We start from the raw sequence: 14,084 nt of genomic DNA on the forward strand, positions 1-14,084 counted from the left end.
GGGCTCCGCGCCCACCCCGCCCCTGCCTGCCCACCTGCCCGCGACACGCGATGCGCCGGGTCCCGCCGCCTGCGGCCTTGACGTTGTAAGGTTCGGCTTGGGAGGGCAGAGGCATGCTGATCGGGTTCGCCGTCCCGGGGTCGGGCGCCTGGGCCACCCCGGAGAACCAGTCGCTCGTCGCGCGGCGGGCCGAGGAGCTCGGCTACCACTCGCTGTGGACGCTGCAGCGCGTCCTCACCCCGGCGGGCTCGGACGACCTCACCTACCGAGCCGTCCCCGACCCGCTGGTGACGCTCTCCTACCTCGCCGGCCGCACGAGCCGGGTCCGGCTCGGCGTCGCCATCGTCAACCTGCCGTTCGTGGCGCCCGCGATCCTCGCCAAGCAGGCCGCGACCCTCGACCGCGTCAGCGGCGGGCGGCTCGACCTCGGGCTCGGGCTCGGCTGGATGCCCGAGGAGTTCGCCGCCGCCGGGGCGCCCATGGCCCGGCGCGGCGCCCGCGCCGAGGAGTTCCTCGCCGTGATGCGCGGCCTGTGGAGCGGCGCCGCGACCGAGTTCCACGGGGAGTTCTTCGACTTCCCGCCCGTCGTGATGGAGCCGCCGCCGGTGCAGTCTCCGCTGCCGGTCCTGCTGGGCGGCGCGTCCGAACCGGCGCTGCGCCGCGCCGGGCGGCTCGCCGACGGCTGGGTCAGCTCGAGCCGCGCCGACCTCGCCGCGATCGGCCGCCCCATCGGCATCGTCCGGGACGCCGCCGAGCGGGCCGGGCGGGACGCGGCCGCGCTGCGCTTCGTGTGCCGGGGGGCGGTGCGGGTCCGTCCCGGCGGCCGGGCGGACCGGCGCCCGCTCACCGGGTCCGCCGGCGAGATCCGCGGCGACCTGGAGACGCTCGCCGGCCAGGGCGTCACCGAGACGTTCATCGACCTGAACTTCGACCCCGAGATCACCGGGCCGGACGCCGACCCGCGCGCCTCGCTGGACCGGGCCCTGCAGGCCCTGGACGCCTTCGCCCCGAACTAGATCCGCCCCGCGTTGGATCCGTCCCGTTGGATTCGTCCGCGCTAGAGCGGCGGGCGGCGCGACTCCCAGGGGGTGCTGAGGACGACCGTCGTCCGCGTCGCGACGTTCGCGGCGGCGCGGATCTTCTGGAGCAGGTCCTCCAGCTCGTTCGGCGACGCGACCCGCACCTTTAGGATGTAGCTCTCCTCGCCGGCGACCGAATGGCACGCCTCGATCGCCTGGAGGTGCGCCAGCCGGTCGGGGGCGTCGTCCGGCGCGGCCGGATCGATCGGCTTGATCGACACGAACGCGGTCAGCGGCAGCCCGATGTGCTGGGCGTCCAGCTGCGCGGCGAACCCCGTGATGACGCCGCGCTTCTGCAGCCGCCGGACGCGCTGGTGCACGGCCGACACCGAAAGCCCCGTCTCCTTGGCCAGGTCGGTGAAACTCATCCGCCCGTCGTCGGCGAGCAGCGCCATGATCTGACGATCGATCTCCTCCACGCGGGAAATCTAGCGTGCCGGGGGCGTCCGCGCGTCCCCATTGATCACGGAACCGCCGTCATCGGCGGGTTTCAGCGGCGCGCGGGCCGCAGCGGGCCGCAGCTGCCGCGCACGACCAGCTCGGTCGGCAGCAGCACCGGCTGGCCCCTGCCCCGCCGGGCGGGCTCGCGCAGCAGCAGCTCGCAGGCGCGGTACCCGATGTCGTGCCCGGGGCGGGCGACGGCGGTCAGCGGCGGGTCGCACAGCTCCGCCCACGACACGTCGTCCACCATCGCGATCGACACGTCGGCGGGGACGCGCAGGTCCAGCTCGCGGGCGACCAGCACGGCCGCCTCCCCGAGCAGGTGCCCGGCGGCGAGGACGGCGGTGACGTCGGCGCGGCGCTGTAGCAGCCCCGCGGCGGCGGCGTAGGCGGCGTCGCGGGCCGCGCGGGCGGCGACGACCAGGTCCTCCTCCACCGGGACGCCGAGCTGGGCGAGCGTGTCGCGGAACGCGCGCTCGCGCACCCCGGCGGGGGCGCCGGGGGCGCCGCCGAGGAAGCCGACGCGCCGGTGCCCGAGCCCGGCGAGGTACTCGGTGAGGGAGCGGACGCCGCCCGCGTCGTCGGCGAGCACGGCGGGGATCTCCGGCAGGTCCGGCAGCATCCGGTCGGCGAAGACGACGCTGGAGCACACCCGGGCGGCGGCCCGCCAGTCGGCCCGCGCCCCGGCGGGCACCGCGATGATCCCGTCCACCCGCTGCTCGACGAGCCGCTCCACGATCTCGGCCTCGCGGGCGGGGTCGCCGTACGCGGCGTCGACGATGACGTGCTCGCCCAGGCCGCGGGCGCAGGCGAGGACGCCCGCGACCAGGTCGGCGTGGAAGGGGTCGGTGACGTCCGGGACGATCAGCCCGATGCCGCCGCTGCGGCGCAGCTTGAGGCCGCGGCCGAGGGCGCTCGGACGGTAGTCGAGCTCGCCGGCGGCGGCCAGCACGCGCTCGCGGGTGGCCGCGCTCACCGAGCCGGTCCCGGAGAACACCCGGGACACGGTGGCGATGCCGACGCCCGCCGCCGCGGCCACGTCCTTGATCGTCGCCGTCCGCCGCTGCGCCACCCGAGACCTCCCGTTCCGCGCGGTTGCGGTGATCTTATCCGGCGTATCACTCCCTTGGAAACGATTCCATGATGTTTACTCCCCTGAGAGACATGAAACCCCTGCTCGCCAGGGGGCGGTGGAAACGTTTCCATGGAGGGGTTCGGATGGCCAAGATCGTGCTGGACCGGGTCGACAAGGTGTACAGCGGCGGCGTCAAGGCCGTGGACGGGCTCGACCTGGAGATCCGCGACGGCGAGTTCATGGTGCTGGTCGGCCCGTCCGGCTGCGGCAAGTCGACCGCGCTGCGGATGATCGCCGGGCTGGAGGAGATCAGCGGCGGGAAGATCTCCATCGGCGACCGGGTCGTCAACGACCTCGCGCCGAAGGACCGCGACATCGCGATGGTCTTCCAGAACTACGCCCTCTACCCGCACATGACGGTCGAGCAGAACCTCGCGTTCGGCCTCAAGCTGCGCGGCACGCCGAAGGCGGAGATCAAGCAGAAGGTCCGCGAGGCGGCCAAGATGCTCGGCCTGGAGCAGTTCCTGTCCCGCAAGCCCGCCGCGCTGTCGGGCGGCCAGCGGCAGCGGGTCGCGATGGGCCGCGCGATCGTCCGCGAGCCGCAGGCGTTCCTGATGGACGAGCCGCTGTCGAACCTGGACGCCAAGCTCCGCGTGTCCATGCGCGCCTCGCTCAGCCAGCTGCACGAGCGGCTCGGCGTCACCACCGTGTACGTCACCCACGACCAGGTCGAGGCCATGACGCTCGGATCGCGGGTGTGCGTGCTGCGCGAGGGCGTGCTGCAGCAGGTCGACACCCCGCAGCGGCTGTTCGACAACCCCGTCAACCTGTTCGTCGCCGGGTTCATCGGGTCGCCCGCGATGAACTTCGTCCTCGCCGACCTGGCCTCGAGCGACGACGGCGCGCAGGTCTCCTTCGCCGGGTACACGCTGCCGGTGCCGGCCGCGACGCTGGAGGAGAAGCCGGACCTGCGCGAGTACATCGGCCGCAAGGTCATCCTCGGCGTCCGCCCGTCGGACTTCGAGGACGCCGCGCACGCCGACGCCGGGTGGGCGCCGATGGCGGCCCGCAGCAGCGTCACCGAGGAGCTGGGCAGCGAGATCAACGTGATCTTCGCGATCGACGCCCCGCCGGTCGAGCACAAGGACACCGCCGACCTCGCCGAGGACGCCGAGGCCGACGGCGACATGGCGATCCCGCTGGCCGACAACAAGGCGCTGTGGACGGCCCGCGTCAACTCCCGCTCGCACGTCCGGCCGGGCCAGGACGTGCGGCTCGCCGTCGACACCCGCCGGCTGCACTTCTTCGACCCGTCCAGCGGCCTGGCCATCGGCCACCCCGGCGCCGCGGACCTCGGCGACTAGCGCCCGGACACGCGGACGCCGATGCCCCGGCCCGCGGGGGCCGGGGCATCGGCGTGTCCGATCCGCGCGGCGGCTACTTCACCGAGCCCGCGAGGACGCCCTGGACGAAGTAGCGCTGGAAGGCGAAGAACACGATCAGCGGGACGATCAGCGACAGGAACGCGCCCGGCGCGAGGATGTCGATGTTGCCGGTGAACTGCCGCATCTGGGACTGCAGCCACTTGGTCATCGGCTGCGACTCGGTGTCGGCGAACACCAGCGCCACCAGCAGGTCGTTCCACACCCACAGGAACTGGAAGATGCCGAGCGAGGCGATCGCCGGGCCGCCCAGCGGGAAGATCACCCGGCGGAAGATCGTCCACTCCGAGCCGCCGTCCATCCGCGCCGCCTCGAGGAGGTCCCGCGGGATCGCCGCGAAGAAGTTGCGGAGGAGGAAGATGGCGAACGGCAGGCCGAACGCGACGTGGAACAGCACCACGCCGGTCACCGACCCGAACATGTGGAACCCGCCGAACTCGATCCGGCCGTACAGCTTGGCGACCGGGATCAGCGCGACCTGGACCGGCACCACCAGCAGCGCCACCACGAGGACGAACAGCCAGTCGCGGCCGGGGAACTCCATCCACGCGAACGCGTAGGCGGCCAGCGAGGCGATCATCACCACCAGCACGGTCGCCGGGACGGTGATCAGCACGGTGTTCCAGAACGAGTCGACGAAGTCGCCCTTGTCCAGCAGCGAACCGTAGGACTCCATGGTCAGCTGCGCCGGCTTGCTGAAGACGCTCCACCAGCCGTCGGCGTTGTTGTCCTCGTTGGACCGCAGCGACGCCACCAGCAGCCCGAGCGTCGGCACGAGCCAGAACAGCGCGATCAGCACCAGCAGCGCCTGCGCGGCGCCGCCGCCGACCCTGCCGACGATCCGGGCGGCCAGTCCCCGGCGCGGCGCCCCCGCCGCGCCGTTCCCGCCGGTCGCGGGCGACGGCGTCCCGGCGGCCTTCTCCGCGGTGCTCATTTGCGCTCCTGCCGCAGTCGCCGGATGTTGAACAGCATGGCGGGCAGCACGAGCACGAACAGCAGCACGGCGATGGCGCTGCCGGCGCCCTGGTCGTTGCCGCCGCCGAACGACACCGTCCACATCTGCAGCGCCAGCACGCTGGCGTTCGGATCGCCGCCGCCGATGATGAAGACGAGGTCGAAGACCTTCAGGACGTTGATGACCAGCGTCACCAGCACGACCATGAGGACGGGCATGAGCAGCGGGATCGTCACCCGCCGGAACACCTGCCACTCGGTGGCGCCGTCCACCCGGGCCGCCTCCAGCGCGTCCCGCGGGATGGCGGCGAGCCCGGCGGCGATCAGCACCATCGCGAAACCGGACCACACCCACAGGTAAGACCCGATGATCGCGGGAGTGATCAGCGTGCTGCCGAGCCACTCGGCGCCGCGGTAGGCGGGGGTGAAGTTGTCCTTGGGCAGCCGGAGCGTGAACGCCCCGTCCGGGAGCTTCTTCATCGTGAACGTGCCGTCGGCGTCCGTGGTGGCCTCGGCGACCACCTCGCCGCCCCGCACGGCCTCGACCTTGATGCCGGGCAGCCCCACCTCCCCGGCGTTCGGGGCGTTCAGCTGCCCGCCGCCGCCGCGGGTGAAGTCGAACCAGACCGCCCCGGTCAGCTGCCCGGGCTTGGCCGCCGGCGGCTGCGCGGCGGGTTCGGCGTCCTTGGGCAGGTACTCCGGCTTGACCTTCACCAGCGGGACGAGCACGCTCTGCCCGGCCTGGTAGGACCTGACCGCGACGACGCCCCCGCCGTCCTCGCGGAGGAGCGCGTCACCGCCGCCGCGGGGCCCGGCGCCCGGGTAGGTCGTGCCCTGCGCGAAGGTGTCGTGAATGGCGACCAGCGCCGCGTTCGCGACGCCCTTGTCGGGGTCCATCTGGTACACCAGCCGGAAGATCACGCCGGAGGCGAGGAAGGAGATCGCCATCGGCATGAACACGACGAGCTTGAACACCGTCGCCCACCGGATCCGCTCTGTGAGGACGGCGAACAGCAGGCCGATGATGGTGACCACGGTCGGGGCCACCACGACCCAGACGGCGGTGTTGCGCACCGCGACGAGGTTGTCGTGCCCCTTGAAGACCCCGGTGTAGTTGTCGACGCCGACGAACGTGCCGCCCGAGGCGTCGAAGAAACTGCGGATCACCGAGTAGACGATCGGGTAGACCACCAGGAAGCCGAGCAGCAGCAGCGCCGGCAGCAGGAACGCCATGGCGAGCCACGACGGCGGGGCCAGTTTCTCCCGCCCCCGGCCGGGCCGCCGGGCGGCGGGCGCGGGGGCGGCGGCGCCGCCGGCCGTGACGGCCGGCGGCGCCTCCTCATTCGGAGCGGTCATCCAGGATCCCTACTTGTACGCCTTGGCGGCCTCGGCCTCCAGCTTGGCCTGCGTGCCCTTGACGTCGGTCGGGTGCGACACGAACTGGCGCAGCGCCTCCCACTCGCCCTTGCCGGGGGTCGCGCCGAACGCCGCGGGCGTCAGGTCCGACAGGTCGTAGCGGGCCGCGTCGCCGGACTGCTGCAGCTGGCCGATCAGCTGCTTGGCGATCGGGTCGGAGTAGGCGTCCGGCGGGACGTTCTTGTTCGGCGTCAGGTAGCCGCCGAGCCCGGCCCAGACCTTGCCGGCCTCCGGGGAGGCGAGGAACTTCATCAGCTCCTGCGCGCCCTTGCCGTCCTTCAGCGCGACCGCGACGTCGCCGCCGAGGATCGCCGGGGCGGTGTCGCCGGCCTTCGGGAACGCGAACACCTTGGCGTCGGTGCCGACCTTGGCCTTGGTGGTGGCGATGTTCGCGGCGGCGAAGTCGCCGCCGTAGACCATCGCGGACTTCTGCTGGCCGAAGGTCTGGGTGACCGACTCGTCGAACTTGGTCTTGGTCGCGGTCGCGACGCCGCCGTTCAGGAAGTCGGGCTTGCCCCAGATCTCGGCGAGGGTCTCCAGCGCCTTGCCGACCGTCGGGTCGGTCCACTTGATCTCGTGCTTGGCGAGCTTGTCGTAGTTGTCCGGGCCCGCCTGCGAGAGGTAGACGTTCTCGAACCAGTCGGTCAGCGTCCAGGAGTCCTGCGGGCCGGCGGCCAGGGTGAACGGGGTGGTGCCCGCGTCCTGCAGCGTCCCGGACGCCTTGACCAGGTCGGCCCACGTCGCGGGCGGCTGCACGCCCGCCTCGGAGAACGCGTCCGGCCGGTACCACAGGATCGACTTGTAGGCGGCCTTGACGATCACGCCGTAGGTCTTGCCGCCGGAGGAGCCGAGCTCCTTCCAGTAGGGCGAGAAGTTCTGCCCGACCTGGGCGACGACGTCGTCGCCGAGCGGCTTCAGCGAGCCCTTCCCGGCGTACTGCTGCATCAGGCCGGGCTGCGGCAGGATCGCCACGTCCGGCGGGTTTCCGGCCTCGATGCGCGGGCCTAGGTAGGCGTCGGTGTTCTCACCGGTCGAGGCGTAGTTGACCTTCGCCCCGGTCTTCTTCTCGAACGCCTGCAGCACCTTGCGGAAGTTGGTCTCCTCCGGGCCGGTCCACTTGGCCGCGACCTCGATCGTGGTGCCCTTCAGCTCCCCGCCGCCGGCGGGCGTCGACCCGTCGCCGTCGTCGTCGCCGCCGCACGCGGCGGCCGAGGACAGGAGCAGTCCCGCCGCCACGGCGGCTCCCATCACACGCCTGCTGATCCTCATTCCTCATCCTCCCTGGACGAACCGGCGGCGTCCGATCCCCAGATCGCCGCGCCGGACTCGATATCGAAGAAGTGCAGGCGGCCGGTGTCGACGCGGACCGTCACCGGGTCGCCTACCTTCACGCGGGTGCGCGGGCTGAACCGCGCGACCAGGTCCGTGCAAGGGCCCTCCAGATGCCCCAGCACGTCGGTCCCCGCGTCGCGGGCGAGTTCCTTGGTGTCCTCGGTGACGACCTGGGACGCCTCGATCGCGAAATGGACCAGCACGTCCGAGCCCATCGCCTCCACGAGGTCGGCGGTGGAGACGAGCCCGGACCCTTCGGGCGTCTCCACGAGCTCGGCGTCCTCCATGTCCTCGGGGCGGATGCCGACGACGACGTCGCCTCCGAGGTGGGACGCGAGGGCCGGGCGGTCGGTCAGCACCTCGGCCGGCAGCGCCAGGGTCTGGCCGCCGACCTCCAGGCGCGGGTTCTCCGCGTCCCCGGACAGCGTGCCCTGGACCAGGTTCATGGCGGGTGAGCCGATGAATCCGGCGACGAACAGGTTGACCGGCCGGTCGTAGAGCTCCTGCGGCGGCGCGACCTGCTGCAGCTCGCCCTTCTTCATCACCGCGACCCGGTCGCCGAGCGTCATGGCCTCGGTCTGGTCGTGGGTGACGTAGATCGTGGTGACGCCGAGGTCGCGCTGGATCCGGGCGATCTCGGCGCGCATCTGGACGCGGAGCTTGGCGTCGAGGTTGGACAGCGGCTCGTCCATCAGGAACGCCTGCGGCTCGCGGACGATCGCGCGGCCCATCGCGACGCGCTGCCGCTGCCCGCCCGACAGGTTGCGGGGCTTGCGGGACAGGTGGTCGGTGAGGCCGAGGATCTCCGCGGCGCGGTCGACCTTCTCCCGGATCTCGGCCTTCGGCAGCTTGCGCAGCGACAGCCCGAAGCCGATGTTGTCGCGCACCGACAGGTGCGGGTAGAGGGCGTAGCTCTGGAACACCATCGCGACGTCGCGGTCGCGGGCCGGGACCCGGTTGACGACCCGGCCGCCGATCGTGACCTCGCCCTCGGAGATGTCCTCCAGCCCGGCGACCATCCGCAGCGCGGTCGTCTTGCCGCAGCCGGAGGGGCCGACGAGGACGAGGAACTCCCCGTCGGCGATGTGGAGGGTCAGGTCGGTCACGGCCCGCGTGCCGTCGGGATAGACCTTCCCGACGCTGGTCAGGTCGACCTCTGCCACGGCGTCTCCTCTTCTTCCCGGCACGGCTCCGGCAGGGGCCCGGCCCGTTCCCGCACGGCGGATTCTCGCCATGCGCAGGAGAACGGTTTTACCCCCGCGTAACAACGCATCTAGGTGGTACAGGGCAGACCGCCTCAACCGCAATACGCGCGGTGCTCCCAGACACATTTGGTGCAGAGATCGTTACCGACCCGTTTCCGCCCTAATTTGTGCTGCCCGAAATGGCGCGAGGGTGCGGACGGAAAACCCGTCCGCACCCTCGCGCGGTCTGCTGCCGGCGCGGTCAGTCCACGATCACCAGGCCGCGCCCGACGGCGTTCATCGACTCGTAGCCGTCCTCGGTGCACACGACGATGTCCTCGATGCGGGCGCCGTGCGGGCCGGTGTAGACGCCCGGCTCGACGGAGAACGCCATCCCCGGCTCCAGCGGCTCGCGGTTGCCGGCGACGATGTAGGGGTCCTCGTGCGTCTCCAGGCCGATGCCGTGGCCGGTGCGGTGGAAGAAGTGCTCGCCGTGCCCGGCGGCGGCGATGAGGTCGCGCCCGGCCTTGTCCACCGCCTCGGGCGTCGCGCCCGGCCGGACGGCCTCGCACGACGCGCGCTGCGCCTCCTCCAGCACCGCGTAGTACGCGCGGTACTCGGCGGGCGGCTCCCCGACGCAGTAGTTGCGGGTCGAGTCCGAGCAGTACCCGCTCGGCATCGTCCCGCCGATGTCGACCACGACGGGCTCTCCGGGCCGGATGACGCGGTCCGACAGCTCGGCGTGCGGGTTCGCGCCGTTCGGGCCGGAGCCGACGATGACGAAGTCGACGCGGGCGTGCCCCTCGGCGATGATCGCGTCGGCGATGTCGCGGCCGACCTCCCGCTCGGTGCGCCCGGCCCTGAGGAAGCCGGGGACGCGGCGGTGCACGCGATCGATCGCCGCGCCGGCCTCGCGCAGCGCCGCGACCTCGGCGGCGGACTTGCGCATCCGCAGCCCGCGCAGCACCGTCCCGGCGGCGACCTGCTCGGCGCCGGGCAGCGCGGCGCGGAACCGCAGCGCCATGACCGCCCACATCCGGTCCGCGACCCCGACCTTGGCGATCCCCGCGGGCAGCCGGGCGGCGGTCAGCGCGAACGGGTCGTCGGTCTCGTCCCAGGGCACCAGCTCGACGCCGAGCGACCCCGCCGGGGACTCCCGCGCGGCGGGCAGCTCCAGCCGCGGGACGACCAGGAACGGCTCCCCCTCGGCGGGCACCGCCAGGCACGTGAGGCGCTCCAGCGGCATCGCCTCGTAGCCGGTGACGTAACGCAGGTCCGGTCCGGGCGTCAGCAGCACCGCGCCGAGGCCCGCCGTCGCCGTCGCCTCCTGTACCCGCCCGATGCGCTCGCGCGGATACAACTCCGTTGTCACACCCGTCTCCATTCGTCGGTCCTGTCCGATGGCGGTACCAGGATCGCAGGAGCGGCGGAGCGGCGCGGCGTCGGACCCGCGTGGGAGCATGTCCCCCATGAGCGGGCTGATGCTGCTGGACACGCCGTCGCTGTACTTCCGCGCCTTCTACGGGGTGCCCGAGTCGGTGACGGCTCCCGACGGGACGCCGGTGAACGCGGTGCGCGGGCTGATCGACATGATCGCGCGGCTCGTCCAGGACCGGGCGCCGGACCGCCTCGTCTGCTGCATGGACGCCGACTGGCGGCCCGCGTTCAGGGTCGCCGCGCTGCCGTCGTACAAGGCGCACCGGGTGGCCGAGGACGGCGGCGACCAGACCCCGGACGCGCTGGAGGCGCAGCTCCCGGTCATCGACGCGGTGCTGGACGCGTTCGGGCTGGCGCGTGCCGGCGTCCCCGGCTACGAGGCCGACGACGTGATCGGGACGCTCGCGGTGCGCGGCGCGCCCGGCGGGCCGGTCGACATCGTGACCGGCGACCGCGACCTGTTCCAGCTCGTCGACGACCGCGGCCCCGTCGCCGTCCTCTACACCGCGCGCGGCATCCGCAACCTGCAGATCATGGGCGAGAAGGAGGTCGCGGCCAAGTACGGCATCCCGGGCCGCGGCTACGCCGACTACGCGACGCTGCGCGGCGACCCGAGCGACGGCCTGCCCGGCGTGCCCGGCGTCGGGGACAAGACGGCCGCGGCACTCGTCACCCGGTTCGGGTCGGTCGAGGGCATCCTCGCGGCGCTGGACGCGGGCACCGACGCGGGTTTCCCGGCGGGCGCCCGGCGGCGGATGGAGGCCGCCCGCGAGTACCTGGCGTCCGCCGAGACGGTGGTGCGGGTCGTCACCGACATCGACGCCCCGGAGCTGGCGCTGCTGGACGACCGGCTGCCCGCCGGGCCGCGCGACGCCGAGGCGCTCGTCGAGCTGGCCGACCGGTGGAATCTCAGCAGCCCCGTCAATCGCCTGCTCAACGCCCTTTCCCGCACTTAGGGAGGCGTGGGAGGCGCCCTCTACCGGGAAACGCCGCCTCGATTTCACTGCAATTTTCGCCAAAAGTGTCATAAGACGCAGACAGCGCGTTCACCGGCGTGCAGCATCCGAGTCGGTGACGGGTTGTCCTGGAATGGTGCAGACGACCGGTACCCGCGGCACTGGGCCTCACCGCCCCACTCCCCCCATCTGCCGCGGGTGCCGGTTCCCCGATCCAGGACGGAACGGACGTGGCGTGAGCGAGCGGACCACTTCTCGCGGCGGGCTCGCCGCGGACCCCGGCGGCGGGTTCTGGGACGCGCTGGACGGCCGGGAGCGCGCGGCGCTCCGCGACGCCGGCCGGCCGCGGACCTACCGGCCGCGCGCGCCCCTGTGCTACCAGGGTGACGACTCCGACCACATCATCGTCATCGAGGCGGGCTGGGCCAAGGTCGTCTCGTCCAGCCCGGCCGGGCACTCGGTGGTGCTCGCCGTGCGCGGCCCCGGCGACCTCGTGTGCGAAAGCGCGGTGCTCGGCCGGCGGGAACGGTCGGCGACCGTGCAGGCGCTCGACGAGGTCCGCGCGCTGCTCGTGCCGGCGGCGCGGTTCACCGCCTTCCTGGACGCGCATCCGCGAGTGTGGATGCTGGTCAGCGGGACGTTCGTGCGGCGGCTGGACGACGCGGGCCGGCGGCTGCGGGCGCACGTCTCGGCGCAGGGCGCGCGGCGGCTGGCGATCCTGCTGGCGGGACTCGCCGAACGGTCGGCCCGGCACGTCCCGGCGGGCCCCGGCGGCGAGATCACGCTCGGGCCGCCGCTGTCGCAGGAGGAGCTCGGCAGCTGGATGGACGCCTCCCGGGAGACGGTCGCGCGGGCCCTGGCGGTGCTGCGGGACGCGGGCCTCGTGCACACCGGCCGGCGGCAGATCACCGTGCTGGATCCGCCGGGGCTGCGGGCGTTCGCGGAGAGCCCGGACGACTGAAGGCGCCCGAACCCGCCACGAACCGGTCATCGGACCGGCCGCCCGCCTTTACATTGTAGATTCTGATCGCTTCGGGGCGTTCGTCCCGTACGCTCGACTCTGTGCAGCGCCGACCCCTGCGACTGCGTACCGCCGAGGCCGACGCCGAGGTCCGTGCGGGGCTGGACCGGATCCGCGCCGAGTTCGCGGTGCCCGGCCCGTTCCCGCCCGCCGTGCTCGCGGAGGCCGCACGGCCCGCGGTGCCCTCGGCCGGCCGCGCCGACCTGCGCGGCGTCCCGTTCTTCACCCTCGACCCGCCCGGCTCGATGGACCTGGATCAGGCGATGCACCTGGAGCGGCGCGGGTCCGGGCACCGCGTCCGGTACGCGATCGCGGACGTGGCCGGGTTCGTGCGGCCCGGCGGCGCGCTGGACGCCGAGGCCCGCGCCCGCGGCGTCACCCTCTACCTGCCGGACGCGAACTCGCCGCTGCATCCGCGCCGCATGTCCGAGGGCACCGCGAGCCTGCTGCCGGGCCGCGAGCGCCCGGCCGTCGCGTGGACGATCGACATCGACGACGCCGGGCTGATCACCGGCGTGGACGTCCGGCGCGCCCTCGTCCGCAGCCGGGACCGGCTCGACTACGCGACCGCCCGGCACGATGACGGCGACCCCCGGATCGCGCTGCTCGGCGAGATCGGCGAGCGGCTCATCGCGGCGGAGGCGGCGCGCGGCGGGGTCAGCCTGCCGCTGCCCGAGCAGGAGGTCGTGCACGCCGACGGCGGCTGGGCGCTGAAGCTGCGCGGCGACCTCGCGACCGAGGCGTGGAACGCGCAGATCTCGCTGCTGACCGGGCGGGCGGCGGCCCGGCTGATGCTGGACGGCGGGATCGGGCTGCTGCGCACGATGCCGCCCGCGCCCGCCGAGGCGGAGGCGCGGCTGCGGCTCGCGGCCCGCGCGCTCGGCGTCGCCTGGCCGGCGGGCGCCTCCTACGGCGACATCGTCCGCGCCCTCGACCCGGCCCTGCCCCGGCACGCCGCGTTCCTGCACGACGCGGCGGGGCTGATGCGCGGCGCCGGCTACACCGCGTTCGACGGCGCGCCGCCCGAGCAGGCCGCGCACGCCGCCGTGGCCGCCCCGTACGCGCACGTCACCGCGCCGATCCGGCGGCTGGCGGACCGGTACGCCTCGGAGGTGTGCCTGGCCCTGGCGGCGGGACGTCCAGTGCCGGGCTGGGCGCGGGAGGCGCTGCCGGAGCTGCCCGAGGCGATGCAGCGGGCGCTGCGCCGGGCCGCCGACGTCGACCACGCGTGCGTGGACCTCGTCGAGGCGCTGCTGCTGCGCGACCACGTCGGGGACGTCTTCGACGCGGTGGTCGTGGACGTGAACGGCGACCGGTCGGGCGGGCGGGTCCAGCTGGTGGCGCCGCCGGTGTTCGGCCGCTGCGAGGGCGGGGATCTCCCGCTCGGCGAGCAGGTCAGGGTGCGCCTGGAGGAGGCGGACCCGGCGCGGCGCCGGGTCCGCTTCTCCCGTACCTCCTGATCGTTCAGCGGCGGCGGGCGGAGCGGCGGGGCCGCCAGTTCGTGGACGTCCCGACGCCGGCGAGGTGCAGCGCGATGAGCAGCAGGCCGAGGACGGTCAGCGTCCCGTTGTTGATGGCGTCCGAGGACACGTCGGCCAGGTCGAAGAGCAGGGCGAGAACGAAGACGATCGCGGCGACGATCGCGAGCATGTCGGCCTCCGGTCGGGGGTCGGGGGCCCCGTCGCGGGCCCCTCGGCTGCCTACCGGATGTCCGCAGGCCCGCCGGGCAAACCGCGACCCCTTTTCG

General features: G+C 73.4%; 13 protein-coding genes. 5 read left to right on the forward strand and 8 right to left on the reverse strand.

Annotated features, from left to right (window positions below; genetic code table 11):
• The first annotated feature begins 113 nt into the window (after positions 1-113).
• On the forward strand, positions 114-1,016 hold the full coding sequence (locus tag SM418_RS12780) for a TIGR03619 family F420-dependent LLM class oxidoreductase (protein ID WP_371942100.1): 903 nt from the start codon (positions 114-116) through the stop codon (positions 1,014-1,016).
• Between the two features lie 41 nt (positions 1,017-1,057).
• Here SM418_RS12780 and SM418_RS12785 read toward each other — a convergent pair whose 3' ends face one another.
• Both SM418_RS12785 and SM418_RS12790 read right to left on the reverse strand, forming a co-directional pair.
• The gene (locus SM418_RS12785) at positions 1,058-1,498 is read right to left on the reverse strand and encodes an Lrp/AsnC family transcriptional regulator (RefSeq protein WP_371942101.1); all 441 of its coding nucleotides are present in this window, start codon (positions 1,496-1,498) and stop codon (positions 1,058-1,060) included.
• A 71-nt stretch (positions 1,499-1,569) separates the two neighbouring features.
• Positions 1,570-2,592, reverse strand: coding sequence for a LacI family DNA-binding transcriptional regulator (locus SM418_RS12790; RefSeq protein WP_371942102.1), 1,023 nt, complete (start codon positions 2,590-2,592; stop codon positions 1,570-1,572).
• Between the two features lie 146 nt (positions 2,593-2,738).
• Between SM418_RS12790 and SM418_RS12795 the strand changes: the two genes are divergently transcribed.
• Positions 2,739-3,959, forward strand: coding sequence for an ABC transporter ATP-binding protein (locus SM418_RS12795; RefSeq protein ID WP_371942103.1), 1,221 nt, complete (start codon positions 2,739-2,741; stop codon positions 3,957-3,959).
• Between the two features lie 73 nt (positions 3,960-4,032).
• Here the strand turns inward: SM418_RS12795 and SM418_RS12800 are convergent, their stop codons facing one another.
• The 5 genes from SM418_RS12800 to SM418_RS12820 form a co-directional block, all read right to left on the reverse strand.
• Positions 4,033-4,971: a carbohydrate ABC transporter permease gene (locus tag SM418_RS12800; RefSeq protein ID WP_371942104.1), complete on the reverse strand. Its 939-nt coding sequence runs from the start codon at positions 4,969-4,971 to the stop codon at positions 4,033-4,035.
• Complete coding sequence (locus SM418_RS12805; RefSeq protein WP_371942105.1) at positions 4,968-6,347, reverse strand: carbohydrate ABC transporter permease; 1,380 nt, start codon at positions 6,345-6,347, stop codon at positions 4,968-4,970. The genes SM418_RS12800 and SM418_RS12805 overlap by 4 nt, the downstream gene beginning before the upstream one ends.
• A gap of 9 nt (positions 6,348-6,356) precedes the next feature.
• Entirely contained in the window at positions 6,357-7,676 is a 1,320-nt protein-coding gene (locus SM418_RS12810) for an ABC transporter substrate-binding protein (RefSeq protein WP_371942106.1), read from the reverse strand.
• On the reverse strand, positions 7,673-8,902 hold the full coding sequence (locus SM418_RS12815) for an ABC transporter ATP-binding protein (protein WP_371942107.1): 1,230 nt from the start codon (positions 8,900-8,902) through the stop codon (positions 7,673-7,675). Before SM418_RS12815 ends, SM418_RS12810 begins: the two co-directional genes overlap by 4 nt.
• 283 nt (positions 8,903-9,185) lie before the next feature.
• Positions 9,186-10,295, reverse strand: a complete 1,110-nt coding sequence (locus tag SM418_RS12820; RefSeq protein ID WP_371942108.1) for a M24 family metallopeptidase — start codon at positions 10,293-10,295, stop codon at positions 9,186-9,188.
• Positions 10,296-10,392: 97 nt separating this feature from the next.
• Here SM418_RS12820 and SM418_RS12825 point away from each other — a divergent pair, with 97 nt between their 5' ends.
• The 3 genes from SM418_RS12825 to SM418_RS12835 all read left to right on the forward strand — a co-directional run bounded on the left by SM418_RS12825 (position 10,393) and on the right by SM418_RS12835 (position 13,797).
• The gene (locus SM418_RS12825; protein WP_371942109.1) at positions 10,393-11,316 is read left to right on the forward strand and encodes a 5'-3' exonuclease; all 924 of its coding nucleotides are present in this window, start codon (positions 10,393-10,395) and stop codon (positions 11,314-11,316) included.
• 235 nt (positions 11,317-11,551) lie between these two features.
• A complete protein-coding gene (locus SM418_RS12830; RefSeq protein ID WP_371942110.1) occupies positions 11,552-12,277 on the forward strand; it encodes a Crp/Fnr family transcriptional regulator in 726 nt (241 codons plus the stop codon).
• A gap of 101 nt (positions 12,278-12,378) precedes the next feature.
• Complete coding sequence (locus SM418_RS12835; RefSeq protein WP_371942111.1) at positions 12,379-13,797, forward strand: RNB domain-containing ribonuclease; 1,419 nt, start codon at positions 12,379-12,381, stop codon at positions 13,795-13,797.
• Positions 13,798-13,801: 4 nt separating this feature from the next.
• Here the strand turns inward: SM418_RS12835 and SM418_RS12840 are convergent, their stop codons facing one another.
• Positions 13,802-13,987 carry a hypothetical protein gene (locus SM418_RS12840; RefSeq protein ID WP_371942112.1) on the reverse strand — a complete coding sequence of 62 codons (186 nt, stop codon included), beginning with the start codon at positions 13,985-13,987 and terminating at the stop codon, positions 13,802-13,804.
• Between the last annotated feature and the right edge of the window lie 97 nt (positions 13,988-14,084).

It is taken from the genome of Actinomadura chokoriensis (genome assembly GCF_041463665.1).
Classification (GTDB): Bacteria; Actinomycetota; Actinomycetes; order Streptosporangiales; family Streptosporangiaceae; genus Spirillospora; species Spirillospora chokoriensis_A.

What these genes read in the sequence shown, in the direction of transcription:
- SM418_RS12780 (WP_371942100.1), top strand. Translation starts at nt 114, where the DNA reads ATGCTGATCGGGTTCGCCGTCCCGGGGTCGGGCGCCTGGGCCACCCCG.
- SM418_RS12795 (WP_371942103.1), top strand. Translation starts at nt 2,739, where the DNA reads ATGGCCAAGATCGTGCTGGACCGGGTCGACAAGGTGTACAGCGGCGGC.
- SM418_RS12800 (WP_371942104.1), bottom strand. Translation starts at nt 4,971, where the DNA reads ATGAGCACCGCGGAGAAGGCCGCCGGGACGCCGTCGCCCGCGACCGGC.
- SM418_RS12805 (WP_371942105.1), bottom strand. Translation starts at nt 6,347, where the DNA reads ATGACCGCTCCGAATGAGGAGGCGCCGCCGGCCGTCACGGCCGGCGGC.
- SM418_RS12810 (WP_371942106.1), bottom strand. Translation starts at nt 7,676, where the DNA reads ATGAGGATCAGCAGGCGTGTGATGGGAGCCGCCGTGGCGGCGGGACTG.
- SM418_RS12825 (WP_371942109.1), top strand. Translation starts at nt 10,393, where the DNA reads ATGAGCGGGCTGATGCTGCTGGACACGCCGTCGCTGTACTTCCGCGCC.
- SM418_RS12840 (WP_371942112.1), bottom strand. Translation starts at nt 13,987, where the DNA reads ATGCTCGCGATCGTCGCCGCGATCGTCTTCGTTCTCGCCCTGCTCTTC.